The following is a 26,693-nucleotide window of genomic DNA, read 5'->3' as shown; positions in this document are numbered from 1 at the left end:
TCGCCGGCCACCTTGAATGACTGCACGCCGCCGCAACTCTGGCCCATCACGGCGATCTTGCTGGTATCAATGCGGCCAAACAGGGGGCTGCCGGGCCGGGCGTTCTCGGCGATGGCCCAATCGATCGATTCGATCAGTTGTTCGGGCGTTGTGGTGCCCGGCGCGCGCTGCGGCGCGTTGGGGTCACGCGGCGGCGGTGGGGGTGGCGGCGGACTGCCGGGCGGGCGCACGGCGGGATTTTCCTGTGGGCCCACCTCCAATGCCGGATTGGCCATCACGCCATTGGCCAGCACCAGATAGCCGTGGCTGGCGATCTCGGTGAGGAAATAGCGGAAGCGGTTACCGGCGTTGATGCAGGCGCCATTGCCCCATGCGATCACCGGCAGCTTGCCGGCGCTGGCCAGCGCTGCGGGATGGTAGACGACATGGGCGGGCAGTGACGCCATGCTGGTCATCACCGCCTTGTGCGGCCCGGAACCGGCCGGGGTTTCCGGCGGCAGCCGTTCCTGCCGGCCGAACGGCAGCGGGCGGCCATCGACATCCTTGTCGGGGCCGATCACCGGCGCCGGCGGTGTTTGTGCGGCGGCCGGCGCACTGGCCGCGATCAGCCCAAACAGGGCCAGAAGATGTGTTGCGTGCATGAGAAGCTCCCCCATTATCGTCTTGAATGTACCAGTTCGTACATAACGATGCAAATCGGGCCGAGGTTGACGCCGTGACCCCGGCCCCGCAAAGGCGTCGGCCGCATTGGAGGCGGGCAGCATGACAGGTTGGGACGCATCGGCAGAGGCCTGGATCAGCGTGCAAGGCGAACGTGGCGATTTCGGCCGGCAACATGTGCTGGATGCGCCGATGCTGGCGCGGGTGGCCGCGCATGCCCCGGCGCGCGTGATCGATGTCGGCTGCGGGGAAGGGCGCCTCTGCCGGATGCTGGCCGCGCGCGGGATCGACACCACCGGGATCGACCCTGCTGCCGCGTTGATCGATCAGGCACGCCGCCTGCATCCCGATGGCGATTATCAAGTGGCCGCGGCCGAAACCATGGCCGTGGCGGACGGCGGGTTCGACATGGCGGTGTGCTATCTGTCGTTGATCGACATGCCCGATCTCGACGCGGCGCTGGCGCGGATCATCGCGGCGATCCGGCCGGGCGGTCATCTGCTGATTGCCAATCTCACCGCGTTCAACACCGCTGCCGTGCATCTGGGCTGGGTGAAACCGGCCACCGGCGAGCCGCATTTCCCAATCGATCATTATCTGGAGGAACGTCCGCGCCGCACCAGTTGGCAGGGCATCGACATCATCAACCACCACCGGCCGCTGAAACGCTACATGCAGGCGTTGCTCGGGCGCGGCCTGCTGCTGGCGCATTTCGACGAGCCCCCGGCCACGGGCGGCCCGGCCGACAAGCGTGATCGGTACAACCGCGTGCCGAATTTCCACATCATGGACTGGCGCAAACCGGCTTAATCCGGTTTCGTCACGCCCCGCCGCAAGCTGCGCAGCGCCTGCCGCTTTGGCGCGGCGCCGCTGCCGCGGATGCGGGTGCGCAGTTGGTCGCGCTTTTCGTGGATGGAGGCGATCACCGGCCCCATCGGCACGCCAAGATCGACCAGCACGGCTTCGGCCAACTGGAGACTGCTTTCGACGGTTTCGGGCACGGCATCGGTGACGCCCAGGGCATAAAGCTGCCCGGCATGATCGGCGTCGCGGGCGCGCACCACGATGCACAGATCGGGATGCGACAGGCGGATGCGGCGCACGAGCAGATCGAGCATCTGCATGTCGTCGATGGTGAGCACCACCGCCTTGGCCGTGTCCAGCTTCAGCTTGTCGATCAATTCCGGGCGGCGGGCATCGCCATAGATCACCGCCTTGCCGGCGCGCTTCAGCCGCTGCACCTCGTCGGGGTCGCTGTCCACCGCCAGCCAGGGCTGGTCGTGCATGTCGAGCATCTGCGCCACCAGCCGGCCGACGCGGCCATAGCCGATGATGACGGTGCGCTGGCCGTCGCTGGTGTCGGCAGGGATGGGCTCGCTGCGGCCGGTGTTGGCCTGGCGTTCCAGCCGGGCGCCGGCCAGCCCGAGCAGCGGCGCCAGCGCCAGGCTGAGCGAGGCGATGGCCAGCACCATCTGCGCATCCGGGCCGCCGATCAATCGTGCCGAGACCGCGGCACCCAGCACGATCAGCCCGGTTTCGGACGGACTGGCCAGCAGCAGGGCGACATGCCCGGCAACGCCACCGCGCACCTTGCGCAGTCGCAACAGGCCGAAAATCGCCGCAGCCTTCAGCGTGATGATCATTGCCGCGCCCCCGAGCACCGGCCAGGGATCGGCGGCCAAGGCGCCGAGATCGAGGCCGCTGCCCACCCAGATCAGGAAGACACCGAGCAACAGGCCTTCGAAGGGCTGCACGGCCGCTTCGATCTGGCGACGAAAATCGCCGGTGGACAGCATCAGCCCGGCGATCAACGCGCCCACCGCTGGCGACATGCCGGCCGCCGCCGCCGTGGCCGCCGATCCGATCAGCACGACCAGCGCGGCGGCGAGGAACAGTTCGGAACGGCGGGTGCGCGCGGCCTGCAGGAACAAGGGCGGCACGACATAGCGGGCAGCCACTGCCACGGCAGCCAGCGCCAGCACGCCCTTCAGAAAGCCGCCCCAGAAACTGCCGCCGGCCGATGCGCCGATCAACAACAGCATCGGCGCGATGGCGATATCCTGAAACAACAGCACGCCCACCGCCATGCGCCCGGCCTGGCTGTTGATCCGGCCGGATGCCGACAGCAATTGCAGGCCGACCGCCGTGGACGACAGCGCCAATGCGCCGGCCATCACCGCCACCGGCACCAGCGCCAGGCCCAGCGCCAGCAGCACGCCGGCAATCAGCGCGGTGCAGATCAGCATCTGCAAACTGCCCAGCCCCAGGATGTTGTCGCGCATGGTGCGGATGCGGTCCGGGCTCAGTTCCAGCCCCAGCGCGAACAGCAGGAGGGCAACGCCCAGCTCGGCCGGCGCCGCCAATGCCTCCGGGCTGGACAATTGCAGCCAGCCCAGGCCCGGCAACTGGCCGATGCCGAACGGACCGGCGGCAATGCCGATCAGGATGAAGCCGATGACGGGCGAGATGCGCAGCGCGGCAAAGGCCGGTATGACCAGCCCGGCGGCGCCCAGCACGAGCGCCATGTCCTTGAAGGCCGAGGATTCCAGCGGAAGCGCCATGCCACCACCATGGCGGCTGATCGCCGGTGTGTCACGCCAGCATGAACCCTCATGCCAGCCTCAGTCCAGCTTCAGTCTCTACGCATCACCTCGCGTTCCAGCAGCACCAGCGGCATGGCGCCCAGCCGCAAGATCTCGTGGAACTGGCGGATATCGAAGGCGGCGCCCTGTTTGGCCTTCACCGCATCGCGCAGCGCCACCCATTTGGTGTGGCCCATCTTGTAGCTCAATGCCTGGCCCGGCGCCGCGCAATAGCGCACGATCTCGCGCGTCGTGCGGCCCTTGGCGAAGCCGGTGGTCGCCACCATGTAATCGATCGCCTTGTCCTTGTTCCAGCGCTTGTGGTGCAGGCCGGTATCGACCACCAGCCTTGTGGCGCGGAACAACAGGCTTTGCAGATAACCGATGCGGCCCAGCGGGTTGCCGTCATAATAGCCGATCTCGTCCGCCAGCGTTTCGGCATAGAGCGCCCAGCCTTCGGTGTAGGCGCTGTAACCGGCGCGGCGGCGGATTGGCGGCACGTCGGGGCTTTGCAGCGCCAGCATCACCTGGAAATGGTGGCCGGGCACGCCTTCGTGGAAGGTGACCGTGGGCAGGCCGAATTTCGGCCGATCGAAACTGTCGGTCAGATTGATGAAGAAGGTGCCGTTGCGACTGCCATCGGGGGTGCCGCTGTTGTAATAGGCGCCGGCGCCGCCTTCCTGGATGACCACCGGCACCCGGTTCACGTCCAGCTTCGCGCGCGGCTGGGTGATGAACAATTTCTCGAGCCGCGGATACATGCTGGCGGCATGGCCGCGCAGCTCGGTGAGCAATTCCTCCTTGCCGGCATCGGTGTTTGGATAGACCTGATCGGGCCGCTCATTCAGCGCCACCAGTCGTTCACCCACCGTGCCTTGCGTCAGGCCCTGGCCCTTCAGCAGACCATCCAGTTGCGCGGAGATATCGGCCACTTGCGCCAGGCCAAGCTGATGCACCTCTTCGGCGCTGTAGTTGGTGGTGGTGGAGGATTTGACCGCGGCGTCATAATAAGCGGCGCCGTCGGGCAATTTCCACACGCCGGCATCCATGGTGGCGGTGCGGCGCAGCGCGGTGATGGCAGCAATCTGGCGATCAAGTGCCGGGAAGACCTGCTGTTCGACCAGTTTTGTGGCCTGGGCCGCCCAATCGCCGGCGACACCCGCGGCCTGCGCCTTGGCGGCCAGCGCCTTGACCAGCACGGTCTCAGCGGCCGGCGCCGTGCGCAGGCGGGTGATCTGCGGCAGGGCGAGATCGAACAGGAAGGCGGGCAGCACGACACCCTGCGCGGCTTCCTGGTTCATGCGCTGGGTTTCCTGATCGAGCGCAGTGGCAAAGGCCGCCACCCGCGCCAGCCAGGCCTGCGCATCGCTGGCGCTGGTCACGCGGTGCTGGCTTTCCAGAAAGCCCGGCACCGAACGATAGGCACCGTCGCTGTGCGACAACACATAGGGGCTGAAATTGCCGCCGGCGCTGCCGAAGGTGAAGCGGCGTTCGTTGGCGACGCGGCGGGCCAGATCATATTCCACCACATCGCGATCCAGTTGGCGCGGCGGCGTCAGGCTGGTGCGGTCGATGGCCTGCAACCGCTGCAACTGGCTGGCGGCGCGCGCCAGATCGGCATCGCGACCCGCCCGGCTGTAATCGGACAGCTTCGATTTAAGCCCGGCGTTGGCGCCGGTGTCCAGCCCCAGCGACGTGGCCCGTTCCGGCGAATCGGCGATGCCTTCGGCAAACATCGCATCGAACAAGGTCAGCAGGCGATCATCGGCGCTGCCCGGTGCAGCGGCGGCCAGTTGCGCCAGCGCCGGCGTGGCAGCGATCGCAGCGGTGCCGGCGAGGAGCTGGCGGCGGTTCATGGCTTGGGTGGGCATGGCGGCTCCGTTCTCGATGGGTTGGTCGCTCACGCCCGCCGCATCACTTCGCGTTCCAGCAGCACCAGCGGCATTGCGCCGGCGCGCAGGATCTCGTGGAATTTGCGCGCATCGAATGCGGCACCCTGCTTGGCGCGCACCGCATCGCGCAGCTTGGCCCACTGCATGTGGCCGATCTTGTAGCTCAGCGCCTGACCGGGGTTGACGCAATAACGCTCGATCTCGCGCTGGCTGCGGCTCTTGGCATAACCCAGCGTGTCGACGAAATATTGCGTCGCCTTGTCCCGGCTCCAGCGTTTGTGGTGCAGGCCGGTATCGGCCACCAGCCGCGCGGCGCGGAACAGGAAGCTTTGCAGAAAACCGATGCGGCCCAGCGGGTCCTGCGCATAGACGCCCAATTCATCAGCGACCTGTTCGGCATAAAGGCCCCAGCCTTCGGAATAGGCGCTGTAACCGCCGCGACGGCGCAGCATCGGAATATCCGGGCTTTCCTGGGCGATCGCCACCTGCATGTGATGGCCCGGCACGGCTTCGTGATAGGTCAGCGTGGCCAGCGTGAAGCGTGGCCATTCGGCGGTGTCCTTCAGGTTGATATAGAAAGCGCCCGGCCGGCTGCCATCGGGGGCAGGGCCCTGGTAATAGCCATTGGCGGCGCCATCCTGGATGAAGGCCGGCACGCGGCGCACCTCCACCGCGGCCTTTGGCAGGGTGATGAACAGATTCTGCAGGCGCGGCATTGCATCGGCGACCTGCTCATTCAGCAATTTGATCACATCGGCACGGCCGGCATCGGTGTTGGGGAACAGCTGATCCGGCCGTTCACTGAGCGCCACCAGCCGTGCGCCGACGCTGCCCTGGGTCAGGCCTTGGCCTTTCAGCATCGTATCAAGCTGCGCGGTGATGTCTGCCACTTGCGCCAGACCAAGCTGGTGCACCTCTTCCGGGGTGAGATTGGTGGTGGTGGAGGATTTGACTCCCGCATCATAATAGGCGGCGCCATCGGGCAGTTTCCACACGCCGGCATCGCTGCTGGCCTTGGCGCGCAGCGCCTTCACGCCGGTGATGTAACGATCATAGGCGGGATAGACCGTCTGTTCGACTAGGCCGGCAGCCCGCGCCGCCCATTCATCGCCCAGCCCGGCCGCCTTGGCCTTGCGCGCGATGCTGGTGACCAGCACGGTATCGGCGGCGGGGGTCGAACGGATGGCATCAAGCTGCGCCAGCGCCAGATCAAGCGCGAAATCCGGTGCGATCACGCCCTTTGCCGCATCGGCATTGGCCCAGGCCAGATTGTCGTCGAGCGTTTTGCCATAGGCCGACAGGCGCGACAGATAGGCATCGGCGTCGGCGGCATTGCCGATTCGGTGCTGCGTATCGAGGAAATCGGGGATGCGGGTGAACGGCCCGTGCTGCTGGCTGATCACATAGGGCTGGAAATTGCCGCGTGCCGAACCAAAGCGGAAGCGCGCGCTGCTGGCGGCGGCGCGGCTGAGATCATATTCGACCACATCGAAATCGAGTTGCCGGCCTTCCGAAAGGGCGGCGCGGTTCACGCTGCGCAGGCGCTGGAGCTGATCGGCAGTGCGCGCCTGGCGACGGGCCTGGCCGGCCTGCGATTGATCGGAAAGCTGGCCTTTCAGCGCCGCACGCGCGCCCTTGTCGAGCCCGAGCGACGTTGCCTGCTCCGGGCTTTCATCGACGCCTTCGTTGAAGAAGGCATCGAACAGCGCCAGCAACTTGCCATCTTCGCCGGCCGCGGTGGGGCCGGCCATCTGGGCAAAGGCGGGCAGGGCGGCGGTGGCAGGCAAGGCAGCGGTGCCGGCCAGCAGATGGCGGCGGCTGAGGTTCATTGCATTCATGACAGTCTCCCTTGCCGCCCTTCTGACCGGCACGACAAGGGAGTGCAAGGGCCAGGGCTTACAGCCCCTTGGCGATGGCGATATCCAGATTGGCACGGATGGCCTCGAAGAATTTCTCCGTGGTCATCCAGGCCTGATCGGGGCCGATCAGCAGCGCCAGGTCCTTGGTCATCGCGCCCGATTCCACCGTTTCCACGCACACGCGTTCCAGGGTTTCGGCAAAGCGCGTCACCGCCGGCGTGCCATCCAGCTTGCCGCGGTGCTTCAGCCCGCCAGTCCAGGCAAAGATGCTGGCGATCGGGTTGGTGCTGGTCGGCTTGCCTTCCTGGTGCATGCGATAATGGCGCGTGACGGTGCCGTGGGCGGCTTCGGCTTCCACGGTCTTGCCATCGGGCGTCATCAGGATGCTGGTCATCAGGCCCAGGCTGCCATAGCCCTGTGCCACCATGTCGGACTGCACGTCGCCGTCATAATTCTTGCAGGCCCACACGAACTTGCCCGACCATTTCAGGGCGCTGGCCACCAGATCGTCGATCAGGCGATGTTCGTACACGATGCCGACCTTGCGGAAACGCGCCTTGAACTCCTCGTCATAGACTTCCTGGAACAGATCCTTGAAGCGGCCGTCATAGGCCTTGAGAATGGTGTTCTTGGTGGACAGATACACTGGCCAGCCGCGATCGAGGCCATAGTTCAGGCTGGCGCGGGCGAAATCACGGATGGAATCGTCCAGATTGTACATGCCCATGGCGACGCCGGCGGACGGATATTCGAACACTTCATGTTCGATCACCTGGCTGCCGTCCTGGGCTTCCCAGCGCATGGTCAGCTTGCCGGGGCCGGGCACCTTGAAATCGGTGGCGCGATATTGATCGCCAAAGGCGTGGCGGCCGATGACGATCGGGTCGGTCCAGCCCGGCACCAGCCGCGGCACCGATTTGATGACGATGGGTTCGCGGAACACCACGCCGCCCAGGATGTTGCGGATGGTGCCATTGGGCGATTTCCACATCCGCTTCAGCCCGAATTCCTTCACCCGGTCTTCATCGGGGGTGATGGTGGCGCATTTCACGCCCACGCCATATTCGCGGATGGCGTTGGCCGATTCCACGGTCACCTTGTCGTTGGTGTCGTCGCGGTTTTCGATGCTGAGATCATAATAGTGCAGATTGATGTCGAGATAGGGCAGGATCAGCTGATCGCGGATCCACTGCCAGATGATCCGGGTCATCTCGTCGCCGTCGAGTTCGATGACGGGGTTTTCGACCTTGATCTTCGGCATTGAAGGCATCCTGAATGAGCTGCGACGGAATGCTGCAGTCTTAGGAGGCCACGGCCGGGCTGGTCAATGGCCGCCTGCCTGATGGTTTCCCAGCTTTTCCGCGAGGTCTGGCAAACCGGTCAAGGGTTCGGCGAGGCTGCCCAGATGCGGCGGGCCGAACCCGGCGGCGCCGATATGGCCGAGCAGCGCCGTCAGCGGCTGCCAGTAATCCTTGCCGCCCAGCAGCCAGATCGGTTTGTCGTGGATGCCGAGTTCGCGCCAGGTCAGGCTTTCGAACAATTCGTCGAGCGTGCCGATGCTGCCGGGCAGGGCGATGATCGCATCGGACATGCGATGCATCAGTGCCTTGCGTTCGTGCAGCGTCTCCACGACGTGCAGTTCATCCAGACCATCCTGGGCGATTTCGGTGGTCATCAGCAGGCGCGGGATGATGCCGATCACGCGGCCGCCCGCAGCCTTGGCTGCGCGCGCCGCCACGCCCATCAGGCCGACACGACCGCCGCCATAGACCAACGTGACCCCGCGCGCGGCGCACAAGGCGCCCAGGCCCGCCGCCAGTTCGGCGTGCACCGGATCATGGCCGGGCCGTGACCCGCAGAACAGCAACAACGATGAGATCATGGCCGCGTTGTGGCGCAAAGGCCATGGCCGCGCAATCGCCTCGGATGGAGCGGGATGATCGCCGAATTGCCAAGCGGCGTATCACAGGGGTAGAGCAGGGATCATGAACGATCCCGAAGACCAGATTCCGCCCGGCCAACCGGTGCCTCCGCCGCCCTTGGTTGCCGAACCTGCTGTGCAGCCCGTGCTGGCGCCGATTGAACAGCCCCTGGCCAATGTTGCGCCGCCACCGCCACCGCCCGCTGGCCCGCTGCCGCTGGTGCCGGGCGAATCGGCCAAATATCGCCTGCCCGACATGCATCCCGAGGGCCGCAAGTTTCTCGGCATTGCGCTGGCGGCGGTGCTGATCAGCGGATTGTGGCTGGAATGGACCGCGCTCAGCTTCATCCTGCTTGGCATTGCGATCTGGGTAGCGGCGTTTTTCCGCGATCCGGTGCGCGTGACGCCTTTGGGCGAAGCGCTGCTGGTGTCGCCAGCCGACGGCTTGATCAGCCTGATCACCAATGTGGAGGTGCCGCGCCAGTTGCTGGGCGAAGGCGGGCTGGAACCGGGCCAGATGACGCGTGTTTCCGTGTTCATGAATGTGTTCGATGTCCACATCAACCGCGCGCCGATCGCGGGCCGCCTGACGCGCATCGTCTATGTGCCCGGCAAGTTCCTGAATGCCGATCTCGACAAGGCCAGTGACGAGAATGAGCGGCAATATTTCGTGATGGAGGATGCCGGCGGCGTCCGCGTCGGCTTTACCCAGATTGCCGGTCTGGTGGCGCGGCGCATCATGAAATGGGTGGAGGTCGGTCAGATGCTGAAGGTGGGAGAGCGCTTTGGCTTGATCCGCTTCGGCAGCCGGGTCGATGTGTTCCTGCCGGCGGGCTATGTGCCGGCGGTGGCAGTGGGGCAGCGTGCGATTGCCGGCGAAACCATCCTGGCGGTGAAGGGGACCCCGGCCATGCAGGGTGCGCAGGCGCAGTGAGCGCGCGCAACTGCATGTGCGCGATACGGCACCGGTGATGGAACCTGGTTCACAGCCCGTGCGCCGCGGCATCCCGCTGCGCGCCGTGGTGCCCAATGCCGTCACCGTGCTGGCCTTGTGCTTCGGCCTCACCGCCGTGCGCTTTGCCATCGGCGGGGAGTGGGAGAAAGCGGTTGGCGCCATCCTGCTGGCCGGCGTGCTCGATGGCATCGATGGCCGCATCGCCCGTCTGCTGAAGGGCGCCAGTCGTTTCGGTGCCGAGCTCGATTCGCTGTCAGATGTGACGGCCTTCGGCGTGGCGCCGGCGCTGGTGCTGTATCTGTGGGCCTTGCAGTATCTGCCGGGCAACATGGGCTGGGTGATTGCGCTGTCGCATGCCATTGCCTGCGCGCTGCGGCTGGCGCGCTTCAATGCGCAGATCGATGCCGCCGAAGGGCCGCACAAGAAACTCGGCTTTCTCACCGGTGTGCCAGCGCCGATGGCGGCAGGCCTGACGCTCAGCCCGATGTTCGTGCAATTCTGGCTGGCGCCGGAAGCGATGGACGATCCGACACTGCGCGCGACGCTGGTGGCGGTGACCACGCTGCTGGTGGCCCTCACCATGGTCTCCAGCCTGCCAAGCTACAGTTGGGGATCAATCCGCTTGCGGCCGTCGTGGCGCTTGCCGGCGCTCGGTGCGGTCGGGCTGTTTGCCGGTGCGCTGTTCACCAACCCGTGGGCGACACTGGCAGTGCTGAGCGCACTCTACGCCGGTGCGCTGCCGCTTGCCGTGCGTTCCTATCGCCGCCGCGCGGTGCGCACGGTTGCCATCGGCAGCGCAGAGGGCATCCAGCCGCCACTCTGAGCGTCGCCGGCCAACGCATCACGCAAGGCATCGCGGGCATCACCCAGCATCAATGCGACCAGCGCCCAGGTGGCGAGGCAGGCCAGCAGCATCATCAACATCGTCATCTTGGGTCCCCCGGCGAATCAGCGTGAAGTGTTCCGTTTCTGTTCCTGATCTTATGTTCCGCAAATGTTCTTTCGGTCAAGCCCCTCTTTCGCGCGCGCAATCGCGGCGGTAAGAACAGGCCATCAGGTGCGCTGCAGCGGAAGCGACGCGCGCCCGCCGCTTTGGGGAGACGCATGATGCTGGGAACGATGCAGGATTGGCCGCTGCTGGTGTGGAAGCTGATCGACCACGCCGCGACTTATCACCCGACCCGCGAGATCGTGTCCCTGACCTGCGAAGGCCCCAAGCATCGCACCAATTGGGCCGAGGTGCGCGGCCGCGCCCGCCAGGTGTCCGGCGCGCTGCGGCGGCTGGGCATGCAACCGGGTGACCGCATCGCAACCCTGGCCTGGAACACGTACCGCCACGTCGAAAGCTGGTACGGCATTTCCGGCATGGGCGGCGTGGCGCACACCATCAATCCGCGCCTGTTCGAAGAACAGATCATCTACATCGCCAACCACGCCGAAGATCGGGTGTTGTTCTTCGACCTAACCTTTTTGAAACTGGTTGAGAAACTGGCGCCAAGCCTCTCAACGATCGAGCATTATGTTCTGCTCACCGATCGGGCGCACATGCCGGCGGACAGCAGCCTGAACTTGCTCTGCTATGAAGATCTGCTCACTGGCGAGAGCGTTGACGCGCCGTGGACGGAACTGCCCGAAACCGCACCGGCCGGGTTGTGCTATACCAGCGGCACCACAGGCAATCCCAAGGGCGTGCAATACAGCCACCGTTCCAACGTGCTGCACGCGATGGCGGCCAGTTCCACCGACACGTTCGGCATGGGTGCGCGCACCACGGTGCTGCCCATTGCGCCGATGTATCACGCCAATGCCTGGTCCATCCCCTATGTCGCGGCCTGCACCGGTGCCAAGCTGGTGATGGGCGGGCCGAATTTCGATCCGCCGACACTGCACAAGTTGATCGTGGAGGAGGAGGTCGATCTGGCGCTGGCGGTGCCCACCATCTGGCTGGGCATGATGCAATATCTGGAAAAGAGCGGCGAAACCCTCGGCAAATTGAACCGCACCGCCATCGGCGGATCGGCCGTGCCGCGCGCCATGATCGAGCATTACGACCAGTTGGGCGTGAAGGTGCTGCAATTGTGGGGCATGACCGAAATGTCGCCGCTCGGTACGGTAGGTGCCGGCATTCCGGAAACGGATGCAATGGCTTATGATCATCAGCTCAATGTCCGGATCAAGCAGGGCCGCGGCGTGTTCGGCGTCGAAATGAAGATTGTCGACGATGATGGCCAGGAACTGGCGCGCGACGGCAAGGCGTTCGGCCGCCTGCTGGTGCGCGGGCCATGGATTGTCGGCAGCTATTTCAAGGGCGACGGGCAGAGCGCTTTCACGCCTGACGGCTGGTTCGACACCGGCGATGTCGCGACGCTGGATCCGCTGGGTTACATGCAGATCGTCGATCGCGCCAAGGACGTGATCAAATCCGGCGGCGAATGGGTATCGTCGATCGATCTGGAGAATGTCGCGGTCGGCGCGCCCGGCGTGGCGGAAGCCTGCGTGATCGGCGTTCACCACCCGAAATGGGATGAACGCCCGCTGCTGCTGGTGGTGCCCAAGGACGGTGCTGATGTGACCAAGGCCGGCGTTCTGGCCTATCTGGATGGCAAGATCGCCAAATGGTGGACGCCCGACGATGTGATCGTGGTGCCCAGCCTGCCGCACACGGCGACAGGCAAACTGCTGAAGGTGGCGCTGCGCGAACAATACAAGGATTATGTGCTGCCGACGGTGTGATGCCCGGACATTCGGACCAGTTCGTCAGCCATCATCGCTGACCACGGCGGCCAGCGGGTCTTCGCCGCTGTCTTCGACCTCGTCGATCTGGTCCGACAAGATGCCCATCACATCGTCATCGTTGCCCCGCATCGGGCCAGCCGGCGTGCCCGGCATGGCGTCGTCGCCATCGTCCATCAACGGCTCGCCCGCAAAGGCGCCCATGTCGATCCGGCCGGAGGTGACCATCTGCTTCATCAGGTCCACCGTGTCGTGAACATTGCTGTCGTCATCGGTGATGCCGCCGTCGGGCTTGCGGCTGTCGAGCGCATTGTCGGCAGCGTCCGGCGCCAAGGCATCTTCGGCCACGTCCTGCGCCTGATCGGCTTCGCGTTGCTCTTCATTGTCTTCGTTGTCATGGTCGCGCGGCTTGGTCATGGGCACCTCTGCCTGTCCAACCCATGCCGGCCATAGCGGTTCCCGTCAGAACAGCGACATCTGGTCGGATGGCGGCCGGAACTGCGCGATATCGAGCGCGATACGCTCGCGGCTGAGGCCATGCACGGCGCAGGCCTTGTGGAAGCGTTGCCGCATCAGCGCCGCGTACGGCCCCTGCGCCTGGAAGCGCGCAAAGAAGCGCGGATCATTGTCCTTGCCGCCGCGCATGGTGGTGATGTGGTGCATCACGCGGGCGGCGCGGTCCGGGAAATGGGCGGCCAGCCAGTCGCGGAACAGTGGCGCGACTTCATGGGGCAGGCGCACGGGAATGCTGTATGCGCCGGTCGCGCCAGCTTCGGCGCCGGCCGCGACAATGGCCTCGATCTCGGGATCGTTGATGGCCGGGATCATGGGCGACAGCGAGATGAACACCGGCACGCCGGCCTGCGAAAGCGCGCGGATGGCGGCAAGGCGGCGCCAAGGCGTGGCAGCGCGCGGTTCCATGATACGGGCGAGGCGCGCATCCAGCGTCGTCACGCTGATCATCACCGCCGCCAGGCTGTGTGTGGCCATGCGGGCCAGGAGATCGAGATCGCGGCACACCCGGTCGGATTTGGTGGTGATGGTGACCGGATGCTGGCAATCCTCAAGCACTTCAAGGATTTGCCGTGTTATCTTCCAATCCCGCTCGATGGGTTGATAGGGATCGGTGTTGGTGCCCAGTGCGATCGGCTGACACTGATAGCCGCGCTTGCAAAGCTCCGCCTTCAGCAGCGCCGGCGCATCGGGCTTGGCGAACAGCCGGCTTTCGAAGTCCAGGCCGGGGGACAGATCGTGGAAGGCGTGGGTGGGCCGGGCAAAGCAATAGACACAGCCATGTTCGCAGCCGCGATAGGCATTGATCGAACGGTCGAACGGCACATCGGGGGATTGGTTGCGGGTGATGATCGTCTGTGTGCGCTCGATGGTGACGGTGGTGCGCAGCGGCGGCGGTGCGCCTTCGACCAGGCCTGAATCATCCAGCCAATCGCCATCCGCCGTGCGCGCCGCGAGGCCGAAGCGGGCTGGAACGGCGTTGTGGGTCGCACCGCGACCGGAGGGGGCAGGCGGAATGGCCATGCCCCGTGTATACGGTCCGAATCAGAACATAAAAAGAACAAATGCCATTGTCACGCCGCGACGCCGCCCGGCCGGGCCTCGCGCGCCAGCACTTCACGGCGCAGGGCATGGGCGTCAGCAATGGCATTGTGGGGCAGGGCGCTGGCGCTCGCCGTGTCGAAGCCGGGCAGATTGAGCAGGGCAAAGCGCGCATGCGGCACCAGGCAGCGGCCCTGATAGGCGAGCAGGCTGGCGGCGTGGGCGATATCCTCCGGCCAATCGGCGACCAGCAGCGGATCGGGATCGCCGATCAGATAGGCGGTGAGCGCCGCCACCACATCAGCGCGGGCGTGTGGCGTGGCGCCCAGCACCGGCATGACATGATCCGCCACCCAGCGCCGCGGGCGGTGGCAGGGCAGCACGGCATAGAAATCCGGCCTTGTCTCCCTTTCGGGCACCAGCGCGATCGAGATCAAGGGCCCATCAAAGCCATTGAATTCGCAATCAACAAAATAACGCACCGGTCAACGTTCCTGCAGGCGGGGGATGAGATCGGCGAAATTGCAGGGCCGGTGGCGGCTGTCGAGCTGGCTGGCCAATATGCCGTCCCACCCGTCCTTCACGGCGCCAGTGGAACCGGGCAGGCAGAAGATATAGGTGCCGCGCGCCACGCCGGCGCAGGCGCGTGACTGGATGGTGCTGGTGCCGATTGTCTGGAAGCTGAGCCAGCGGAACAATTCGCCGAAACCTGGGATCAGCTTTTCGGCCACCTGATCCAGCGCTTCGGGGGTAACATCGCGGCCGGTGACACCGGTGCCGCCGGTGGTGATGATCACGTCGATTCCGGCATCGTCGATCCAGTTGTTCAACTGCGCGACCAGCACCGGCACCTCATCCCTGGCAATGCTGCGCGCCGCCAGCGTGTGGCCGGCGGCAGTCAGCCTGTCCACCAATGTGTCGCCGCTGCGATCGGTGGCGGCCGTGCGCGTGTCGCTCACCGTGAGGACGGCGATATTGAGGGACACGAACAAAAGTGACTCGTCCAGGGGCATGGGATGCGGTTTAACGGTGTGGGGCTGTGGTGTCATGGTGGATGAACAACCATGGCGGCAACTGGAAAGGAAGCTGCGATGACCGCACGGTTGATGGTGATGATCTGCGTGAGCGACCGCGAACGGGCGCGGGCGTTTTATGGCGATATCCTGGGGCCGGTGCTGGCCATCGGCGCGCCGGCCATCGATCCGTTCGGCGATCAGTTTCCATGCGGTGCCGGGTTCATCCGGTTAACGGCGGTGCCTGGTTGGCAGCCGGGCCAATATCCGGTGCTGGGCTGGCAAGTGGATGATGCCGCCGCGGCCGTTGCGGCGCTGGTGGCCAATGGCGTCGAAATGCTGATCTATCCGGGACTGGGCCAGGATGCGCAGGGCCTTTGGAATGCACCCGACGGCGGTGCCCGCGTCGCCTGGTTCAACGACAGCGAAGGCAATCTGCTGAGCCTGACGCAGCAGGGTTGAACCGGCGGGCTTGCCGGACCGGCATGTTCCTGATACGTTCCGCATGTTTGCGACGGGGAGGATGGTGATGACCCAGACTGGCGGCTGCCATTGCGGCGCGGTGCGATACGAAGTGGCGGGCACCCCGATGCACGTCGCGCTGTGCCATTGTGCCGATTGCCGCAAGGCGGCCGGCGCACCGATGGTCGCATGGGCGATGTTTGCCGAAGATGCTTTGCGCGTGACGAGCGGCACGGCAAGGACCCGCAATTCATCAGGCGCCGCCTTGCGCAGTTTCTGCGGCGATTGTGGCACCGGGCTGTTTTATCGCAACGCCGATATGCTGCCGGGGATTGTCGATATCCAGGCCGCGACATTCGATGATTGCGATGCCTTCCCGGCGGGTTTGCATATCCAGATCGCCGAGCGCATCGGCTGGATGGCCAACGCGCATGAATTGCCGGCGTTCGAGCGGTTTCCGGACTGACGGGCGCTATTTCCCGCCGGCGACGGCGCGGTCGTCTGCCGGCCAGGCTTCCGGGGCAAAACTGCCCGGCTGCGGGCGTGGGCGTATGCTCAGGGCCTCGCGTTTGACGGCAGTTGGTCCGCCGATGCCGGGCAGGCGGGGCCACAGGCCCTGTGCCACCGCCTCCAGCGAGGCCGGCGCACCCATATCGCGCAGTTCGTACATCCACAGGTTGCGCATCACCACGCGCACATATTGGCGGGTTTCGCGATAGGGGATGGATTCGATGAACAGCAACGGATCGCCCTGATCATCCAGGGTGCTGTTCCATTTCAGCACCGCGCCGGGCCCGGCGTTATAGGCCGCGATCACCTTGGGCAGCAGACCGCTGGTCAATCCCATGTTGCCCAGCATTTCCAGATAGGTCTGGCCCAGTTCGAAATTATAGGCGGGATCGGTGATGTCGCCCACCACGGCGGCAGCATCGGGCGTTTCGCGGCTGATGCGGCGGTGCACCAGGTCGCTTGTGTCGGGCATCAATTGCATCAGGCCGCGGGCGCCCACCCGGCTGCCGGCCGTGGTGATGAACGCCGATTCCTGCAGGGCATGGGCAAAGATCAGCGCGCGCGGCAGCCGCCAGCCGCGGAACGGCACCCAATCGGGCGCTGGATAGCGCGCCGACAGCGGCGCCTCCAGCCCGACCGGGGAGCGGATGGCCAGGCTGTATTGCGTGGCCGGCAGATCGAGCCGCGCCGCCAGCCGCAGGATGGCTGGATAGGCATCGGCCGGCGCCGTCGCGGCGAGATGGCGCAGTTCGCGATCGGCCAGGCCCAACTGGCCGATTTCCACCAGCGCGGCGGCGCGGCGGGCGCCGGGCACGTCCTTCAGATAATTCCAATCCGCCGTGATGAAATCCGGCTCGGCCCAATCGAGGCCCTGATCGATGCCGAGCGTGCGCCGCGCCAATATGCCATAGAAGGTGTTGCGTGATGTGGCGGCGCGCGCCAGCCGGTCACGCTGCGCGGCATTGTCCCCGGCGCGCTGCCAACTGCGCGCGGCCCAGAACCAGGCGGCGGCGCGGGCATCTTCGGGACCGTTCTTCACCAGATCGAACGCAGCGGCGGCATCACGCCAGCGGCCCAACCGGAACGCCGCCAGCCCGGCCGCCCAGGCACCATCGGCGGCGCCTTGGCCAAGCCCGGCGGCAGCATCCAGGCCGATGCGCCACGCGGCCAGATCATCGCCCATGCGATAATGATTCCAGGCGATGCGCGCGGCCCATTCGCTGCGCGCCCAAGGGGACAAGATCCCGGCCTGTGCCAGCCACAACCGCTCGGCTTCATCATTGCGGTCGGCAGCCAGCAGGGGCTTCAATCGGTCGGCCAGATCGGCATCGCCGGCTGCGCGCTCGACCGTGTAGCCCGGCACGCTGGCGGGGCGGAAGGCGCGCGCTTCGGGCAGCAGCGGCAACGGCGCGGCATCGGCACCGGGCATGGCTTCGGCGAGCCGGGCGACCTTGGCGGCCAGCGGCTGATCGGCGTTGGTGAGCAGCCAGGCGGCGAGATCGGCGCGCGTCAACCGCACCGGGCCGCGCGCCGCGATCAAGGCCGCGCGGGCGCTTTCGCTCAGCAGGCCTGGCGGCTCGGTTGCGATTCCGGCTGCGGCCTTGCTGAAGCGGCCGGCATCGAGATCGCGGAAGATCCTGCGCCAGGCGATGCGTTCGGCCTCGCTCAATTGCGGCGGCACCAGGCGCTGGCGGGCGGTGATACCGGGGCGCAGTCCGGTCACCACCATCGTCGGGGTCGCCGCGGGCGCCAGCGGCTGCAATTGGGCCGGCGGTTGCAGTTCGGGCGGTGCAGTGATGGCCAGCGCGGGGGTGGCCAGCAGCCCGAAGATCAGGGGCCACGGCGGGCGCATCATCCTGTCGCTGCCTTGAACAATTTCAGATGCGCGAAGGCCTGGGCTTTCAGATCCTTGCTGCTCGCCATGGTGCGTGGGTGGATGGACGGCAGCAGCCGCGCACCGGCCCAATCGAACCAGGTGCCGCGGCTGCTGGCCAGCCGGGCCGTGCTGCCGGCCATTTCGGCGGCAACCTGGCCCAGCGCCAGCACATGTGACGGTGGGGCGAGCACTGCGAGGCGTTCCAGCACCGGTGTGAAGCGGGCGAGCAGATCGGGGGTCGGTTCGCTGTCGCCCGGGGTCGGGAAGGCCAGCCGGCTGACCAGTGCGGCGTGCGACCAATCCAGATCGATGGCGGCAATCATGCGATCGATGGTCTCACGGTGCCCGGCGTCCAGATCGGGGCGATCGATCAGCACCCAGACACGGGCATCGAGATTGCCGTGATACAGCAGCGGCGGATGCTGCCGCGCCGCCGGGAAGCGGCCGAGCAACGCCAACAGTGCCGGCACATCGGCGCAGGCCAGCGCCGGATGCGGTGCCGCCGGATCGCGCGCCGGCGGAGCAGGGCGGGCGGTGGCAGGGGGCGCAGCGGCGGGGATAGGAGCGTCCGGGGACGCCGCGATTGCGATGGCGGGTGCCGCAACCGGTTCCAGCCAGCGCCGCGGCGACGCATCCACCGGCACGTCGCAACCCGCAGCGATCAGGAACGCCAGCGCATCGCGGGCGGCATCTGTAGCGAGGGGGGCGACATTTGGCGGCACAATCCCGCACAAGCCGCAGGCCGGCGTGTCTGGTCAAGCCCTGTCTGGCCCGCTATCTGTCGGATCATGTCAAGTCTGCGACAGTCGGAACGCCGGCAAAGCGTCCGAATGCCGGCACAGTTGGGGAAAGCCACGTGAGCGAACGCGAATCCATGCCCTATGATCTGGTGATCGTGGGCGGCGGGCCAGCCGGCCTGTCGGCCGCGATCCGCGCCAAGCAGGAGGCGCAGCGGCTGGGGCTGGAGCTGTCGGTGTGCGTGCTGGAAAAGGGCAGCGAGATCGGCGCGCATATCCTGTCGGGCGCCGTGGTCGATCCGCGCGCACTCGATGAGCTGTTGCCGGAATGGCGGACGATGGATTCGCCGATGACCGTGCCGGTGACGGAAAATCACCACTGGATCCTCAGCGAAACCGGCAAGACCGAATTTCCGCACGCGCTGCTGCCGCCGTTCATGCACAATGTCGGCTGCTACACCGTATCCCTGGGCAATCTCACGCGCTGGCTGGCCGGCCAGGCCGAAGCGGTGGGCGTGGAGATTTTCCCCGGCTTTGCCGCCGCCGAAGTGCTGTACAACGATGATGGCAGCGTGAAGGGCGTTGCCACCGGCGATATGGGCATCGCCAAGGATGGCAGCCGCAAGGACAGCTGGACACCGGGCCTGGAAATCCATGCCAAATACACCTTCTTTGCCGAAGGCGCGCGCGGCCATCTTTCGAAGCAGGTGATCAAGCGTTTCGACCTGCGCAAGGATAGCCAGCCGCAGATTTACGGCATCGGCCTGAAGGAATTGTGGGACATTCCGGCCGAGAAACATGTGCCGGGCCGGGTGATCCACAGCCAGGGCTGGCCGCTGAGCGATGCCAACGGTGGCGGCTTCCTCTATCACCAGGCCAATGGCCAGGTGGCCCTGGGCTTCTCGGTCTGGCTGAATTACGACAATCCGCACCTGTCGCCGTTCGAGGAATTCCAGCGCTGGAAGACGCATCCGGCGGTCCGCGAGATATTGGAAGGCGGGCGCCGCGTGTCGTATGGCGCGCGCGCGATCAACGATGGCGGCTGGCAGGCGGTGCCGAAACTGGCCTTCCCCGGCGGCGCGCTGATCGGTTGTGCGGCCGGTTTCCTCAACGTGCCGCGCATCAAGGGCAGTCATACCGCCATGAAGACCGGCATGATGGCGGCCGAAGCGGCCGTGGCGGCGATTGCAGCGCAGCGCGGCAGCGACGAGCTGACCGCCTATGAGGCCGCCTACAAGAAGAGCTGGGTATCCGAAGAGCTGAAGATGGTGCGCAACGTGCTGCCGGCGGTCGAGAAGTTCGGCACCACAGTCGGAACCGTGCTCGGCGGCGTGATGATGTGGATGGAATATCTGGGCTATGAACTGCCGTTCACCTTCAAGCTGACGCCCGACAACACCCATATGCGCAAGAAGGGTGAGGCCAAGAAGATCGTCTATCCCAAGCCCGATGGCGTCATCAGCTTCGATCGGCTGACCAGCGTGTTCCTTTCGAACACCAACCACGAAGAAGACCAGCCCTGCCACCTGACCCTGAAAGACGCGTCGGTGCCGGTGGAGGTGAACTATGCGCTCTATGACGAACCGGCGCAGCGTTATTGCCCGGCCGGCGTGTACGAGATCGTCGGCGTGGAGGAAAATGCCCCGCGCCTGCAGATCAACGCGCAGAATTGCGTGCATTGCAAGACCTGCGATATCAAGGACATGACGCAGAACATACAGTGGGTGGTTCCGGAGGGTGGCGGGGGCCCGAATTATCCGAATATGTAATGCGCAGCGAGTCAGGCTGCGTGCCGCAGCCTGACTCGCGCAAGCACGGACCCCGGCCTTCGCCGGGGCAGGCATTGAGCGAAAAAGGCGGTCCCTTCAGGCCGCCTTTTTGACTCGTCCGACCCCGGATCAGGTCCGGGGCAGGCATTGCGGCTCCGCCGCGCTCTTCCTTCCTTGCTTCCTTCAGCACCCCAAACGGACTCGGCGGCTCTGCCGCCGGCCGTTCCCGCCCGGCACACACCTTGTCGCCGAAGCGCACCCCCCTCGACAACCCATACCCACCACGCCACACTCGCGCCGCATGCGCATCCCGCTCCTCCTTCTCACCCTTGCCGTTCCGGCCCAGGCCGCGCCGCCAAGGGCCGCTGAATCCGCGCTGCATGCCTATGTCGTCAGCCGCTACGCCGCGCTGGACAACGAACTCGGCCTCGCGTCCCGTCTGATGGAAGAAGCGCGTGCGGCGGACCCGGCTGCGACCACGGTCACGCGCCGGGCCTGGGATCTGGCGGTGGCGGCCGGTGATCAGCCGCGCGCCTTCAAGCTGGCGCGCAGCCTGGTCGCAGCCGGCGCGACCGATGCCGAAATCACCATGACGCGGCTGGCGGACGCTGCCGTGCGCAAGGATTGGGCGGAAGTGGCAGTGCTGCGCGGCAAGCTGGGCCGGCAGGGGTGGCCGTTGGTGGCCGGGCCAATCATCGATGCGTGGACGGCAGCGGCGCGCGGCGACACCACCACGGCGCTGGCGCTGCTCGATCCGCAGCGTTCGCAAGGCTTCATGCGCGCCTATGTCGCCGAGCAACGCGCACATATGCTGGCGTGGTTGGGCCGCTGGGACGAGGCCGCGACGGCCTATCGCCAGGCACGGATAGGTGGCGGCGTCGCGGCGATGTTCCTGCGCCAGGGCCAGGCCGATGCCCTGGCCATGGCCGGGCGGCGCGACGAGGCCCTGGCGGTGCTGTTCCCCAGCGATCGGCCGACAGCGGCGGCGCGCGAGCGCTTGTTGGCCGGCAAGCGGCTCGGCCTGCTGGTGACGGAACCGCGCCAGGCGCTGGCATGGCTGTCGGTGCGGCTGGCCGGCGATCTGGCGCGCGAACGCGCGGAGCCGCTGGCGCTGCTGCTCGCGCGGCTGGCCAGCTTCATGGCGCCGGACCTGCCGGCCACCTGGCTGACCGTCGGCGATGTGCTGGGCGGTGCCGGCCAGGCCCAGAGCGCGTTGGCGGCATTGGCGCAGGTGCCGGCCGGACTGGGGCTGGATGAAGCGGTGCGGGCGCGGCGGGCCGAGGTGATGGAAGCCGCCGGCGAGGCGGCCGCGGCCGGGCAATTGCTGAAGACGGCGGCAGACGCACCTGAGGCATCGGCCGAAGATTGGGCTGGGCTGGCCGGCTGGCACCGCCGGGCCGAGCGCTATGCCGATGCGGCGGCCGCCTATGGCGTGGCCATCGACCGGTTCGGCGCCAGCCTGGGCGCGACGGCGTGGAACCTGCATTATCTGCGCGGCATGATGCGCGATCGCGCCGGCGACTGGCCGGGCGCGGAGGCCGATCTGCGGGCTGCGCTGGTGCTGATGCCTGAAGAGCCGAGTGTGCTGAATTATCTGGGCTACAGCCTGCTGGAGCGCGACACGCAAGCCGGCCCACAAGCAGGGGAGAGCGCCACCGAGCCGCGCAGCCTGATCGAACGGGCGGCGGCGCTGCGGCCGGGGGACGGCGGCATCATCGATTCGTTGGGCTGGATGCAATTGCGGTTGGGCGAGATCGACAAGGCGGTGAACACGCTGGAACGCGCCGTCAGCCTGGAGCCGCAGGACCCGACGATCATGAGCCATCTTGGCGATGCGCTGTGGCGGCAGGGGCGCCGCATCGAAGCGCGCTTCCGTTGGCGCGAGGCATTGGCCATGACGGGCGCGATGACGGCATCCGGCGCCGGCACGGTGACCGTCGCCGCCGACGAACGGCGGCAGTTGCAGGCGCGGCTGGATTTCGGCCTGGACGCAGCCGGCGCCATGCTGGCGCTCCGATAGCAGTTGCAGGAAGCGGCTTGCCGCGCCAATGCCGGCCACGATGATCATCGAACCCGCCCCGGCCAAGATCAACCTGGCGCTGCACCTGCGGCGGCGGCGGGCCGATGGCTATCATGATCTGGAAAGCATCTTTGCCTTCACCGCATTCGGCGACATGTTGCACGGCGAGGCGGCGGACACGCTGACGCTCAGCCTGGCCGGGCCAACCGCAGCAGCCGCGGATGTGGGTGACGACAATCTGGTGCTGCGCGCCGCAAGGATGCTGGCGGCAGCAGGCGGCGTATGGCCGGGCGCGCGCCTGCATCTGGACAAGCAGATTCCGGTCGCGGCGGGGCTGGGGGGTGGCTCGGCGGATGCGGCGGCGGCGCTGCGCCTGCTGAACCGGCTGTGGGCGCTGGATTGGCCGCTGGAGCGGCTGGCTGCGCTTGCCGAGCCATTGGGTGCTGATGTGCCGGTATGCGTGTTCAGCCAGACACGCCTTGGGCAGGGCAAGGGCGAGGCGCTGTCGCCCTGGCCGCACGATCATGGCGGCACGCCGGTGCTGCTGGTCAATCCGCGCGTTTCGGTGCCGACCGGCCCGGTGTTTGCCGGTTGGGACCGGCAGGATCGCGGCGGCATCGCGGCTGATTTGCCGTTGCAGGCGTTGCGCAATGACATGACCGCCGCCGCCGTGGCGATCCAGCCGGTGATTGCCGATGTGCTGGCGGCATTGGCGGCAGACGGGGCGGCGAGCCTGGTCCGCATGAGCGGTTCGGGTGCCACTTGCCTGGCGCTGTACCCGAATGCGGGCGCGCGTGATCGGGCGGCGGCGGCGTTGGCCGGGCAGGGCTGGTGGCTTTGCCCGACCCATATCCTCTGAGTCGGTCAGCGCCCTGAGTCGCGCTCACATGATTGAAGTGCGACTCGAAAATTCGGGAATTTCTGCGGGAAATCTGCACCAATTTCTTTGGTGCAACGCCGAAATAAATCCTACGTCATTCATCCAAGTGTCTGTATTTGCAACGCTGCGCTGCAACAAGCTGATTTGTGCTCAAAATAGCTGTTGACGGTGAACTGAGCCGCGCTTAAACCGGCCACAGTTGATTTGAGCGCTGCTCAGTCAGCGCTCAACCCTCCCCCCTCGGGCCGGCTTGTGGCGCTCAGATCAACCAGACTTGTTCACCCATCCGCCGTCCCAGGAGACATACCATGTTCACCCGTTTGATCGCCCTGCCGCTCGCCGTTCTCGCCATTGCCGCCGTTCCGGCCGCTGCCGGCACGCAGGTCAGCTGCACGGCCACCCCGGCCCAGATCCGTACCCTGGCCGATGCCAAGGGCGGTGAAGATGCCGCCAAGGCGCTGAAGCTGGTCGCCACGGGCGAAAAACTATGTGCTGAAGACGCCAAGTTCGAAGCCGGCAAGAAGTTTGCCGCCGCCGCCAAGCTGCTCGGCACCGGTCTGGCCGCGCTGTCGACCAGCACCACCGGCAACTGATTCAGCCGGGGTATCGGCCCCGACTGCTTTCCCTCCATCCTGACCCAGGATGAACTCGAACGCCCGGCGGCCCCCCGCCGGGCGTTTTTTTGCCCGCTTTCGCCCATGCCGCACCCCGGCTATGCAGATGTCATGCACCGGCCCGAACTCCTGCCTGGCACCGCCGACATCCTGCTGGTCGCCGATCATGCGGCGGCGGATGTGCCGCCCGGCATCAACCTGGGCGTGCCGCCGGCATTGATGGGCGATCACGTCGCGGTGGATATCGGCACCGATGCGCTCACCCGGCGGCTCGCGCGCACCCTGGCGGCGCCGGCGATCATTGCCACGGTGTCGCGGCTGGTGGTGGATCTCAACCGCGACCCGGATGATCCGGGCGCCGTGCCGGCCAGTAGCGATGGCCATATCATTTCCGGCAATTGGGATCTGCCCGCCGCCGAGCGTGATCTGCGCATCGCCGCCATCCACCGGCCCTATCATGACAGTCTGGCCGCGCAGATCGCCAGCCAGCGCCCGGCGCTGATCATCGCGGTGCACAGTTTCACGCCGCAACTCGCCACACGGCCGGACGAGGAACGACCGTGGCCGGTCGGCATCCTTTACAATCACGATGATCGCGGTGCGCGCGCCGCGATCCTGGCGCTGGCGACGCGCGGCCTGCACGTGGGGGACAATCAGCCCTATTCGGGTGCCACACTCAACTACACGCTCGACACCCATGCCGAAGCCGCCGGTATCCCCTATGTGGGCATTGAAGTGCGCAACGACGGCTTGCGCGACCAGGAAGGCGTGGCGCGCTGGACGCACATCCTGGCCGATTGTATCGCCAGCGTGCGGCGCAGTCTGGCTTGACGCGCCCGTGCGGCTGAGGCACGGAAATTTTGTTATCGAATGAGGCCTGTTTATGACAAGATTCGACAAGTCCAAACTGCCATCACGCCATGTTTCGGTCGGTCCGGAGCGGGCGCCGCATCGCAGTTACTATTACGCCATGGGCTTGACCGAGGAAGAGATTGCACGGCCATTCGTCGGCATTGCATCCGCCGGCAATGATTCGGCGCCATGCAACACCACCCTGGATGCGCAGGCCGATGCGGCGCGGATCGGCGTGAACGAGGCGGGCGGGATGCCGCGGCGCTTCAACACCATCACCGTCACCGACGGCATCGCCATGGGCCATCAGGGCATGAAGGCCAGCCTGGTCAGCCGCGACATCATTGCCGATTCGGTTGAGCTTTCGATGCGGGGCCATTGTTATGACGCGCTGATCGGCTTTGCCGGCTGCGACAAGAGCCTGCCCGGCATGATGATGGCGATGCTGCGGCTGAATGTGCCGAGCATCTTCGTTTACGGCGGATCGATCCTGCCGGGTCGCTTTGAAAACCAGGATGTGACCGTTGTCGACGTGTTCGAGGCCGTGGGCGGCTTTGCGGCAGGCAGTTGTCCGCTGGCGCGGCTGACTGCGCTGGAAAAGGTCGCGTGCCCCGGCCACGGTGCGTGCGGCGGGCAGTTCACCGCCAACACCATGGCCTGCGTGGGCGAGGCGATTGGCCTCTCGCTGCCCAACAGCAACATGACGCCGGCGCCGTATCAGACGCGCGGCGACATCGCGATCGCGGCCGGCAAGCAGATCATGACCCTGATCGAGCGCAACTTGCGGCCGCGTGACATCTGTACGCGCCAGGCCTTTGAAAATGCAGCCCGGATTGTGGCAGCCACTGGCGGCTCCACCAATGCGGCGCTGCATCTGCCGGCCATGGCCAACGAATGCGGCGTGGATTTCGATCTGTTCGACATGGCCGAAATCTTCAAGACGACGCCCTATATCGCCGATCTGAAACCGGGCGGGCGCTATGTCGCCAAGGACATGTATGATGCGGGCGGCGTCTACATGGCGCTGAAGGCGCTGTTCGATGCCGGTTTCCTGCATGGCGACTGCATGACGGTGACCGGCAAGACGCTGGCGGAAAACATCGACGAGGTGACGTGGAACCCGGATCAGAAGGTCATCTATCCGGTGGCGACGCCATTGTCCCCGACCGGCGGGGTCGTCGGACTGAAGGGCAGCCTGGCGCCCGATGGCGCGATCGTGAAGGTGGCGGGGATGAAGACCCTGCGTTTCAGTGGCCCGGCGCGGGTGTTCGAAGGCGAGGAAGCGGCGTTCGCGGCGGTCGAAGCGCGTGATATCGCCAAGGGCTGCGTGATCGTCATCCGCTATGAAGGGCCCAAGGGCGGGCCCGGCATGCGCGAGATGCTCTCCACCACGGCCGCGCTTTATGGCCTGGGCCTGGGCGAGGATGTGGCGCTGATCACCGATGGCCGCTTCTCCGGCGCGACGCGCGGTTTCTGCATCGGCCATGTCGGCCCGGAAGCCGCCGAAGGCGGCCCGATCGCGCTGGTGCAGGATGGCGACATCATCACCATCGATGCCAATGCAGGCACGATCGATCTGGAGGTGGACGAAGCCGTGCTGGCCGAACGGCGGGTGGCGTGGGTGCCGCGTGCCACCGATTATCAATCGGGCGCGATCTGGAAATTCGCCCAGACGGTCGGATCGGCGCGGTTGGGGGCGGTGACGCATCCGGGGGCGAAGGCCGAAACGCACGTGTTTGCGGATATCTGAGGGGTAACCGCCGTCCGTTGAGGTGTTGGCGGCAGCAGACCCGGTCAGGGCCCG

The 26,693-nt window shown here is 66.3% G+C and carries 24 protein-coding genes; 12 read left to right on the top strand and 12 right to left on the bottom strand.

From position 1 onward, the window contains the following. Positions 1-641: alpha/beta hydrolase (locus ABWP22_RS05130; RefSeq protein ID WP_502951085.1), on the bottom strand; the 641-nt coding region annotated here is incomplete at its 3' end. Between the two features lie 121 nt (positions 642-762). Here ABWP22_RS05130 and ABWP22_RS05125 point away from each other — a divergent pair. After that, positions 763-1,470 (top strand): class I SAM-dependent methyltransferase, encoded by a 708-nt coding sequence (locus tag ABWP22_RS05125; protein WP_353198866.1) that lies wholly within the window; start codon positions 763-765, stop codon positions 1,468-1,470. Here ABWP22_RS05125 and ABWP22_RS05120 read toward each other — a convergent pair. The 5 genes from ABWP22_RS05120 to ABWP22_RS05100 form a co-directional block, all read right to left on the bottom strand. After that, positions 1,467-3,221: a cation:proton antiporter domain-containing protein gene (locus ABWP22_RS05120; RefSeq protein WP_353198865.1), complete on the bottom strand. Its 1,755-nt coding sequence runs from the start codon at positions 3,219-3,221 to the stop codon at positions 1,467-1,469. The genes ABWP22_RS05125 and ABWP22_RS05120 overlap by 4 nt on opposite strands. A gap of 71 nt (positions 3,222-3,292) precedes the next feature. Continuing rightward, positions 3,293-5,113, bottom strand: coding sequence for a DUF885 domain-containing protein (locus ABWP22_RS05115; RefSeq protein ID WP_353198864.1), 1,821 nt, complete (start codon positions 5,111-5,113; stop codon positions 3,293-3,295). 29 nt (positions 5,114-5,142) lie between these two features. Next, positions 5,143-6,972, bottom strand: a complete 1,830-nt coding sequence (locus ABWP22_RS05110; protein ID WP_353198863.1) for a DUF885 domain-containing protein — start codon at positions 6,970-6,972, stop codon at positions 5,143-5,145. Positions 6,973-7,030: 58 nt separating this feature from the next. After that, the gene (locus ABWP22_RS05105) at positions 7,031-8,254 is read right to left on the bottom strand and encodes an NADP-dependent isocitrate dehydrogenase (protein WP_353198862.1); all 1,224 of its coding nucleotides are present in this window, start codon (positions 8,252-8,254) and stop codon (positions 7,031-7,033) included. 63 nt (positions 8,255-8,317) lie between these two features. Next, positions 8,318-8,875, bottom strand: a complete 558-nt coding sequence (locus ABWP22_RS05100) for an LOG family protein (RefSeq protein WP_353198861.1) — start codon at positions 8,873-8,875, stop codon at positions 8,318-8,320. A 103-nt stretch (positions 8,876-8,978) separates the two neighbouring features. On the opposite strand from ABWP22_RS05100, the gene ABWP22_RS05095 reads away from it, so the two are divergent. From ABWP22_RS05095 to ABWP22_RS05085, 3 genes are all read left to right on the top strand, one after another. Then, the gene (locus tag ABWP22_RS05095) at positions 8,979-9,848 is read left to right on the top strand and encodes a phosphatidylserine decarboxylase (protein ID WP_353198860.1); all 870 of its coding nucleotides are present in this window, start codon (positions 8,979-8,981) and stop codon (positions 9,846-9,848) included. Positions 9,849-9,885: 37 nt separating this feature from the next. Beyond that, the gene (locus ABWP22_RS05090) at positions 9,886-10,692 is read left to right on the top strand and encodes a CDP-alcohol phosphatidyltransferase family protein (RefSeq protein ID WP_353198859.1); all 807 of its coding nucleotides are present in this window, start codon (positions 9,886-9,888) and stop codon (positions 10,690-10,692) included. Positions 10,693-10,976: 284 nt separating this feature from the next. Then, positions 10,977-12,602, top strand: coding sequence for a long-chain-fatty-acid--CoA ligase (locus ABWP22_RS05085; protein WP_353198884.1), 1,626 nt, complete (start codon positions 10,977-10,979; stop codon positions 12,600-12,602). Between the two features lie 24 nt (positions 12,603-12,626). Here ABWP22_RS05085 and ABWP22_RS05080 read toward each other — a convergent pair whose 3' ends face one another. From ABWP22_RS05080 to moaB, 4 genes are read right to left on the bottom strand one after another with little or no spacing between them, the layout of a single operon-like run. Then, entirely contained in the window at positions 12,627-13,019 is a 393-nt protein-coding gene (locus ABWP22_RS05080) for a hypothetical protein (RefSeq protein ID WP_353198858.1), read from the bottom strand. 45 nt (positions 13,020-13,064) lie between these two features. Further along, positions 13,065-14,138, bottom strand: coding sequence for a PA0069 family radical SAM protein (locus ABWP22_RS05075; protein ID WP_353198857.1), 1,074 nt, complete (start codon positions 14,136-14,138; stop codon positions 13,065-13,067). 50 nt (positions 14,139-14,188) lie between these two features. After that, a complete protein-coding gene (locus ABWP22_RS05070; protein WP_353198856.1) occupies positions 14,189-14,638 on the bottom strand; it encodes a hypothetical protein in 450 nt (149 codons plus the stop codon). A gap of 3 nt (positions 14,639-14,641) precedes the next feature. Continuing rightward, the gene (gene moaB, locus ABWP22_RS05065; RefSeq protein ID WP_353198855.1) at positions 14,642-15,169 is read right to left on the bottom strand and encodes a molybdenum cofactor biosynthesis protein B; all 528 of its coding nucleotides are present in this window, start codon (positions 15,167-15,169) and stop codon (positions 14,642-14,644) included. A 78-nt stretch (positions 15,170-15,247) separates the two neighbouring features. Between moaB and ABWP22_RS05060 the strand changes: the two genes are divergently transcribed. Further along, on the top strand, positions 15,248-15,631 hold the full coding sequence (locus tag ABWP22_RS05060; RefSeq protein WP_353198854.1) for a VOC family protein: 384 nt from the start codon (positions 15,248-15,250) through the stop codon (positions 15,629-15,631). A 67-nt stretch (positions 15,632-15,698) separates the two neighbouring features. Then, positions 15,699-16,097, top strand: a complete 399-nt coding sequence (locus tag ABWP22_RS05055; RefSeq protein ID WP_353198853.1) for a GFA family protein — start codon at positions 15,699-15,701, stop codon at positions 16,095-16,097. Between the two features lie 6 nt (positions 16,098-16,103). Here the strand turns inward: ABWP22_RS05055 and ABWP22_RS05050 are convergent, their stop codons facing one another. Together ABWP22_RS05050 and ABWP22_RS05045 are read right to left on the bottom strand one after the other, a co-directional pair. Beyond that, a complete protein-coding gene (locus ABWP22_RS05050; RefSeq protein WP_353198852.1) occupies positions 16,104-17,996 on the bottom strand; it encodes a lytic transglycosylase domain-containing protein in 1,893 nt (630 codons plus the stop codon). Continuing rightward, complete coding sequence (locus ABWP22_RS05045; protein WP_353198851.1) at positions 17,993-18,739, bottom strand: hypothetical protein; 747 nt, start codon at positions 18,737-18,739, stop codon at positions 17,993-17,995. Before ABWP22_RS05045 ends, ABWP22_RS05050 begins: the two co-directional genes overlap by 4 nt. Before the next feature lie 134 nt (positions 18,740-18,873). Here ABWP22_RS05045 and ABWP22_RS05040 point away from each other — a divergent pair, with 134 nt between their 5' ends. The 6 genes from ABWP22_RS05040 (at position 18,874) to ilvD (ending at position 26,639) form a co-directional block, all read left to right on the top strand. Further along, a complete protein-coding gene (locus ABWP22_RS05040; protein ID WP_353198850.1) occupies positions 18,874-20,523 on the top strand; it encodes an electron transfer flavoprotein-ubiquinone oxidoreductase in 1,650 nt (549 codons plus the stop codon). Between the two features lie 301 nt (positions 20,524-20,824). Further along, positions 20,825-22,543, top strand: coding sequence for a tetratricopeptide repeat protein (locus tag ABWP22_RS05035; protein WP_353198849.1), 1,719 nt, complete (start codon positions 20,825-20,827; stop codon positions 22,541-22,543). Between the two features lie 40 nt (positions 22,544-22,583). Further along, complete coding sequence (locus ABWP22_RS05030) at positions 22,584-23,402, top strand: 4-(cytidine 5'-diphospho)-2-C-methyl-D-erythritol kinase (RefSeq protein WP_353198848.1); 819 nt, start codon at positions 22,584-22,586, stop codon at positions 23,400-23,402. Between the two features lie 329 nt (positions 23,403-23,731). Next, positions 23,732-24,016 carry a hypothetical protein gene (locus tag ABWP22_RS05025; protein ID WP_353198847.1) on the top strand — a complete coding sequence of 95 codons (285 nt, stop codon included), beginning with the start codon at positions 23,732-23,734 and terminating at the stop codon, positions 24,014-24,016. 132 nt (positions 24,017-24,148) lie between these two features. Then, positions 24,149-24,868, top strand: a complete 720-nt coding sequence (locus ABWP22_RS05020; RefSeq protein ID WP_353198846.1) for an N-formylglutamate amidohydrolase — start codon at positions 24,149-24,151, stop codon at positions 24,866-24,868. A 52-nt stretch (positions 24,869-24,920) separates the two neighbouring features. Continuing rightward, entirely contained in the window at positions 24,921-26,639 is a 1,719-nt protein-coding gene (ilvD, locus tag ABWP22_RS05015; protein WP_353198845.1) for a dihydroxy-acid dehydratase, read from the top strand. Positions 26,640-26,693: the final 54 nt, after the last annotated feature.

It is taken from the genome of Sandarakinorhabdus sp., assembly GCF_040398665.1.
Lineage (GTDB): Bacteria > Pseudomonadota > Alphaproteobacteria > Sphingomonadales > Sphingomonadaceae > Sandarakinorhabdus.
Note: the sequence above shows the minus strand (reverse complement) of the source record. Positions and strands in the feature narration are given on the sequence as shown.